Below are 6,187 nucleotides of genomic sequence, written 5' to 3'. Positions count from 1 at the left end.
GACGAAGGAAGAAGGCGGCCGTCATACGCCGTTCTTCACCAACTACCGCCCGCAGTTCTACTTCCGCACGACGGACGTGACCGGCATCGTGACGCTGCCGGAAGGCACCGAAATGGTGATGCCGGGCGACAACGTTACGGTCGACGTCGAGCTGATCGTGCCGATCGCCATGGAAGAGAAGCTGCGCTTCGCTATCCGTGAAGGCGGCCGCACCGTCGGCGCCGGCATCGTCGCCTCCATCGTCGAGTAACGACAAAGCGGCTTGAGCCGTTTCGGCAGGGACATGGTCGCCCATGTCCCTGCGATTTTTGAAAGAAGCGGCTAAGCGAACGAATTCAGAAGTTTAAGTGTGTGCCGTCGAAAGGCACACGGGAAACACGAGCAAGGACAAGTCGAATGAACGGCCAGAATATCCGCATCCGCCTCAAGGCGTTTGATCACCGGATCCTCGATGCCTCCACGCGCGAAATCGTGTCGACGGCCAAGCGCACCGGTGCGAGTGTGCGCGGGCCCGTGCCGCTTCCGACCCGGATTGAGAAATTCACGGTCAACCGGTCGCCGCACGTCGACAAGAAGAGCCGCGAACAGTTCGAGATGCGCACCCACAAGCGTCTTCTCGATATCGTTGATCCGACCCCGCAGACGGTTGATGCGCTGATGAAGCTCGATCTGGCCGCCGGCGTCGACGTCGAGATCAAGCTCTAAGAATCCCGGCGCAAGCCGAAATAACAAGGAAGGTACGTGGAGTTTCTCCAACGGCTTCCAGGAACAGGAAACCGGAAGGTGCGGAAGCACCCGACGGGAACCCTTAACAAGAGGCGTGAACCGATGCGTTCAGGTGTGATTGCACAGAAAGTGGGAATGACCCGCGTCTACAACGACGCCGGCGAGCATATCCCGGTAACAGTTTTGCGGCTGGAGAACTGCCAGGTAGTGGCCCACCGCACCGAAGAAAAGAACGGCTACACCGCAGTTCAGCTGGGTGCCGGCCGTTCCAAGGTGAAGAACACGACGAAGGCTCTGCGCGGCCATTTCGCCGCTGCGAGCGTTGAGCCCAAGGCGAAGCTCGTCGAGTTCCGCGTCACCGCTGACAACCTGATCGACATTGGCGCCGAACTGACGGCCGGCCATTTCGTCGCCGGCCAGCTGGTGGACGTCACCGGCACGACGATCGGTAAGGGCTTTGCAGGCGCCATCAAGCGTCATAACTTCGGCGGTCTGCGCGCCACGCACGGTGTATCGGTATCGCACCGCTCGCATGGTTCGACCGGTTCCAACCAGGATCCGGGCCGCGTCTGGAAGGGCAAGCGCATGGCTGGTCACATGGGCCAGACGCGCGTCACCACGCAGAACCTCGAAGTCGTATCGACCGACGAAGATCGCGGCCTGATCCTGGTCAAGGGTGCCGTCCCCGGCTCCAAGGGCGCATGGATCGTCGTTCGCGACGCAATCAAGTCGGGCACTCCGGAAGGCGCACCGCGCCCGGCCGCTGTGCGCGCCGCAGAACAGAAGTAAGGGAGCCGAATAATGGATCTCACCGTCAAAACCCTCGAGGGCAAGGACGCGGGAAAGGTTTCCCTTTCTGACGCCATTTTCGGCCTCGAACCCCGTGAAGACATCATCGCCCGCGTCGTCCGCTGGCAGCTTGCCAAGCGCCAGCAGGGCACGCACAAGGCCAAGGGCCGCGCCGAAGTCGCGCGCACCGGCGCCAAGATGTACAAGCAGAAGGGTACGGGCCGCGCCCGCCACCACTCCGCTCGTGCTCCGCAGTTCCGCGGCGGTGGCAAGGCTCACGGCCCGGTCGTCCGCAGCCATGAGCACGACCTGCCGAAGAAGGTCCGGGCGCTCGGCCTGCGCCACGCGCTGTCGGCCAAGCTGAAGGCAGAAGAGATCATCGTCCTCGACGATCTCGTCGCCAACGAAGCAAAGACGAAGGCGCTCGCCGGCGCGTTCGCCTCGCTCGGCCTCACCAACGCTCTGATCATCGGCGGCGCCGAGATCGAGAACAACTTCAAGCTCGCAGCCCAGAACATCCCGAACGTGGACGTTCTGCCGGTCCAGGGCATCAACGTTTACGACATTCTGCGCCGTGGCAAGCTGGTGCTTTCCAAGGCTGCTGTGGAAGCTCTGGAGGAGCGGTTCAAATGACGGATCTTCGCCACTACGACGTGATCGTGTCTCCCTCGATCACCGAAAAGTCGACGCTGGTTTCCGAACAGAACCAGGTCGTCTTCAACGTCGCCAAGGGCGCTTCGAAGCCTGAGATCAAGGCTGCAGTCGAAGCCCTGTTCGGCGTCAAGGTCACGGCCGTCAACACGCTCGTCCGCAAGGGTAAGCTGAAGCGCTTCCGCGGCTTCGCCGGAAAGCAGAAGGACGTCAAGAAGGCGATCATCACGCTCGCCGAAGGTCAGTCCATCGACGTCTCGACCGGTCTCTAACGGATAGGCCCATTAGGGTAAAAACCCAAAAGGGAACAAGAAAATGGCATTGAAAAGTTTCAATCCGACGACGCCGAGCCAGCGCCAGCTGGTCATCGTGGACCGCGCTGGCCTCTACAAGGGCAAGCCGGTCAAGGCGCTGACCGAGGGCCTGTCCTCCAAGGGCGGTCGCAACAACCTCGGCCGCATCACCGTCCGCTTCCAGGGCGGCGGTCACAAGCGGTCCTACCGTCTGGTCGACTTCAAGCGTCGCAAGTTCGACGTCGAGGGCACGGTCGAGCGTCTCGAATACGACCCGAACCGCACCGCCTTCATCGCGCTCGTCAACTATGCCGACGGCGAACAGGCCTATATCCTGGCGCCGCAGCGTCTTGCCGCCGGTGACAAGGTCATCGCTTCCGACAAGGCTGTCGACGTCAAGCCCGGCAACACCATGCCGCTGCAGTTCATTCCGGTCGGCTCCATCATCCACAACGTGGAAATGAGGCCGGGCAAGGGCGGCCAGATTGCCCGCTCCGCCGGAACCTACGCGCAGCTCGTCGGCCGCGACCAGGGCATGGCGATCCTTCGCCTGAACTCGGGCGAGCAGCGCCTGGTGCACGGCTCTTGCCTTGCCTCGATCGGTGCTGTATCGAACCCCGATCACGGCAACATCAATGATGGCAAGGCTGGCCGTTCGCGTTGGCGCGGCAAGCGTCCGCACGTACGCGGCGTCGTCATGAACCCGGTCGACCATCCGCACGGCGGTGGTGAAGGCCGTACCTCGGGTGGTCGCCACCCGGTTACCCCGTGGGGCAAGCCCACGAAGGGCAAGCGTACGCGCTCCAACAAGTCGACCGACAAGTTCATCATGCGCTCGCGGCACCAGAAGAAGAAGTAAGAGAGGAAGTCTCGAATGACTCGTTCAGTATGGAAAGGTCCGTTCGTTGACGGTTATCTTCTCAAGAAGGCTGAGAAGGTCCGCGAAGGCGGTCGTAACGAAGTGATCAAGATTTGGAGCCGCCGCTCCACGATCCTTCCGCAGTTTGTCGGCCTCACCTTCGGTGTCTACAACGGCAGCAAGCACGTCCCGGTCAGCGTCAACGAAGACATGGTCGGCCACAAGTTTGGTGAATTCTCTCCGACCCGGACCTATTACGGTCATGGCGCGGACAAGAAGGCAAAGAGGAAGTAACAATGGGCAAGGCAAAAGCCGAACGCCGGCTGAAGGATAATGAAGCGCAGGCCATTGCGCGCACGATCCGCGTCAGCCCCCAGAAGCTCAACCTCGTTGCCGCGCTGATCCGCGGCAAGAAGGTCGATCGCGCTCTGGCCGAACTCGAGTTCTCCCGCAAGCGCATTGCAGGCACCGTCAAGAAGACGCTTGAATCTGCGATCGCGAATGCCGAGAACAACCACGACCTCGACGTTGATTCGCTCATCGTCGCGGAAGCTTACGTTGGCAAGTCGATCGTGATGAAGCGCTTCCACGCCCGTGGTCGCGGCCGTGCATCGCGCGTCGAAAAGCCGTTCTCGCACTTGACGATCGTTGTTCGTGAAGTGGAAGCCAAAGGGGAGGCCGCATAATGGGCCAGAAGATTAATCCGATCGGTTTCCGTCTCGGCATCAACCGGACGTGGGACAGCCGTTGGTTCGCTGACAACGCCGAATACGGCCAGCTCCTGCACGAAGACCTGAAGATCCGCGCCTACCTCATGGAAGAGCTGAAAGCCGCCGGTATTGCCAAGGTCGTGATCGAGCGTCCGCACAAGAAGTGCCGCGTGACGATCCATTCGGCTCGCCCGGGTCTGATCATCGGCAAGAAGGGCGCCGACATCGAGAAGCTTCGCAAGAAGCTTTCCGAAATGACCAATTCGGAAACGCACCTCAACATCGTCGAAGTGCGCAAGCCCGAAGTCGACGCAACGCTGGTCGCCCAGTCGATCGCCCAGCAGCTCGAGCGCCGCGTGGCTTTCCGCCGCGCGATGAAGCGCGCCGTTCAGTCGGCGATGCGTCTCGGCGCCGAAGGCATCAAGATCACCTGCGCAGGCCGCCTCGGTGGCGCGGAAATCGCCCGGACAGAATGGTATCGTGAAGGTCGCGTTCCGCTGCACACGCTGCGTGCGGACATCGACTACGGCACGGCCGAAGCCGAAACCGCTTTCGGCATCTGCGGCGTCAAGGTCTGGATCTTCAAGGGCGAAATCCTTGAGCACGATCCGATGGCTTCCGAGCGCCGCGCGACCGAGAGTGACAACCAGGGCGGTGGCGGTCGCGACCGTCGTCGTGAAAACGCGTAACATTCGCGCGTGGCAGCCAATATCGGAGAAGTAAAAAAATGTTGCAGCCAAAGCGTACGAAGTATCGCAAGCAATTCAAGGGCCGCATCAAGGGCGTAGCCAAGGGCGGTTCTGATCTTGCCTTCGGCGAATTCGGCCTGAAGGCTCAGGAACCGAACCGCGTCAATGCGCGCGAGATCGAAGCGGCCCGCCGCGCGATCACCCGCCACATGAAGCGCGCCGGCCGCGTCTGGATCCGCGTGTTCCCGGACGTGCCGGTCACCGCTAAGCCGACTGAAGTCCGCATGGGTAAGGGTAAGGGCTCGGTTGAATACTGGGCATGCAAGGTCAAGCCCGGCCGTATGATGTTCGAGATCGATGGTGTCAACGAAGAACTCGCCCGTGAGGCACTTCGTCTTGGCGCTGCCAAGCTCTCTGTCAAGACGCGCTTCGTGCAGCGTATCGCAGAGTAAGGAGTGAAGCTCATGAAAGCCGCAGATGTTCGCGCTCTGAGCGCCGATCAACTCAAGGAAGAGCTCGCCAAGCTGAAGAAGGAGCAGTTCAACCTGCGCTTCCAGAAGGCTACCGGCCAGCTCGAGAAGTCTTCGCGTATTGACGAAGTCCGCAAGGACATCGCACGCATCAAAACCATTGCCCGCCAGAAGGCGGCAGAAGCCAAGGCCTAAGGACCACAAAAAATGCCGAAACGCATTCTGCAGGGCACCGTCGTCAGCGACAAGAACGACAAGACCGTCGTCGTCAGGGTCGAGCGCCGCTTTGCGCACCCGATCCTCCAGAAGACCGTTCGCCGTTCGAAGAAGTACAAGGCTCACGACGAGAACAACCAGTACAAGGTCGGTGACGTTGTTTCCATCGAGGAATGCGCGCCGATTTCGAAGGACAAGCGCTGGACGGTCGTCTCCGCCCAGGCTTGATTTCTGCAGGTTTTGCCCGTCAGACCCTTGCGTCCCAGGCAAATATCTGTATGAAGCACGCAATTGAAGTAGAGGAACGCTCGAGTCCGGGCGTTCTTTTGCTTTGAGATAAGCACAATAAGCCGGGCGAGGGGGTTTCGACCCAACCGGCCTGGTAACAACAAGAAGGCGACCTGACATGATTCAGATGCAAACAAACCTCGAGGTGGCGGATAATTCCGGCGCACGTCGTGTCATGTGCATCAAGGTGCTGGGCGGCTCCAAGCGCAAGTACGCGTCGATCGGCGACATCATCGTCGTTTCGATCAAGGAAGCCATTCCGCGCGGCCGCGTGAAGAAGGGTGATGTCATGAAGGCAGTTGTCGTTCGCACCGCGAAGGACATCCGCCGGGCAGATGGCAGCGTCATCCGCTTCGACACCAACGCAGCCGTTCTTATCGATAACAAGAAAGAGCCGATCGGCACCCGTATCTTCGGACCGGTTCCGCGCGAACTTCGCGCCAAGAACCACATGAAGATCATCTCGCTGGCTCCGGAAGTACTCTAAGGGAGCGTT

General features: G+C 60.7%; 13 protein-coding genes. All 13 read left to right on the top strand.

What is annotated here, in order from left to right:
• A partial coding sequence (locus ATC00_RS10735) for an EF-Tu C-terminal domain-related protein (protein ID WP_459550342.1) occupies nt 1-250 on the top strand: 250 nt, incomplete at its 5' end.
• A 146-nt stretch (nt 251-396) separates the two neighbouring features.
• Nucleotides 397-705, top strand: a complete 309-nt coding sequence (gene rpsJ / locus ATC00_RS10730; protein WP_003507767.1) for a 30S ribosomal protein S10 — start codon at nt 397-399, stop codon at nt 703-705.
• 123 nt (nt 706-828) lie between these two features.
• Complete coding sequence (gene rplC, locus ATC00_RS10725; RefSeq protein ID WP_037383028.1) at nt 829-1,515, top strand: 50S ribosomal protein L3; 687 nt, start codon at nt 829-831, stop codon at nt 1,513-1,515.
• Between the two features lie 12 nt (nt 1,516-1,527).
• Nucleotides 1,528-2,148 carry a 50S ribosomal protein L4 gene (gene rplD, locus ATC00_RS10720; RefSeq protein ID WP_037383029.1) on the top strand — a complete coding sequence of 207 codons (621 nt, stop codon included), beginning with the start codon at nt 1,528-1,530 and terminating at the stop codon, nt 2,146-2,148.
• Nucleotides 2,145-2,438, top strand: a complete 294-nt coding sequence (locus tag ATC00_RS10715) for a 50S ribosomal protein L23 (RefSeq protein ID WP_012707756.1) — start codon at nt 2,145-2,147, stop codon at nt 2,436-2,438. Before rplD ends, ATC00_RS10715 begins: the two co-directional genes overlap by 4 nt.
• 43 nt (nt 2,439-2,481) lie before the next feature.
• Nucleotides 2,482-3,318: a 50S ribosomal protein L2 gene (rplB, locus tag ATC00_RS10710; RefSeq protein ID WP_064252725.1), complete on the top strand. Its 837-nt coding sequence runs from the start codon at nt 2,482-2,484 to the stop codon at nt 3,316-3,318.
• 15 nt (nt 3,319-3,333) lie between these two features.
• Nucleotides 3,334-3,612 (top strand): 30S ribosomal protein S19, encoded by a 279-nt coding sequence (rpsS, locus tag ATC00_RS10705; protein ID WP_018239488.1) that lies wholly within the window; start codon nt 3,334-3,336, stop codon nt 3,610-3,612.
• Nucleotides 3,613-3,614: 2 nt separating this feature from the next.
• Nucleotides 3,615-4,004 carry a 50S ribosomal protein L22 gene (gene rplV, locus ATC00_RS10700; RefSeq protein ID WP_012707758.1) on the top strand — a complete coding sequence of 130 codons (390 nt, stop codon included), beginning with the start codon at nt 3,615-3,617 and terminating at the stop codon, nt 4,002-4,004.
• Complete coding sequence (gene rpsC / locus ATC00_RS10695) at nt 4,004-4,717, top strand: 30S ribosomal protein S3 (RefSeq protein WP_012707759.1); 714 nt, start codon at nt 4,004-4,006, stop codon at nt 4,715-4,717. Before rplV ends, rpsC begins: the two co-directional genes overlap by 1 nt.
• Before the next feature lie 38 nt (nt 4,718-4,755).
• On the top strand, nt 4,756-5,169 hold the full coding sequence (gene rplP, locus ATC00_RS10690; protein ID WP_003536531.1) for a 50S ribosomal protein L16: 414 nt from the start codon (nt 4,756-4,758) through the stop codon (nt 5,167-5,169).
• 12 nt (nt 5,170-5,181) lie between these two features.
• Nucleotides 5,182-5,382: a 50S ribosomal protein L29 gene (gene rpmC, locus ATC00_RS10685; protein ID WP_011975176.1), complete on the top strand. Its 201-nt coding sequence runs from the start codon at nt 5,182-5,184 to the stop codon at nt 5,380-5,382.
• A gap of 12 nt (nt 5,383-5,394) precedes the next feature.
• A complete protein-coding gene (gene rpsQ / locus ATC00_RS10680) occupies nt 5,395-5,631 on the top strand; it encodes a 30S ribosomal protein S17 (protein ID WP_018239490.1) in 237 nt (78 codons plus the stop codon).
• A gap of 178 nt (nt 5,632-5,809) precedes the next feature.
• Nucleotides 5,810-6,178, top strand: a complete 369-nt coding sequence (gene rplN, locus ATC00_RS10675) for a 50S ribosomal protein L14 (protein WP_037383035.1) — start codon at nt 5,810-5,812, stop codon at nt 6,176-6,178.
• Nucleotides 6,179-6,187 lie beyond the last annotated feature (9 nt).

This window comes from Sinorhizobium americanum (assembly GCF_001651855.1).
GTDB classification, from domain to species: Bacteria; Pseudomonadota; Alphaproteobacteria; order Rhizobiales; family Rhizobiaceae; genus Sinorhizobium; species Sinorhizobium americanum.
Note: the sequence above shows the minus strand (reverse complement) of the source record. Positions and strands in the feature narration are given on the sequence as shown.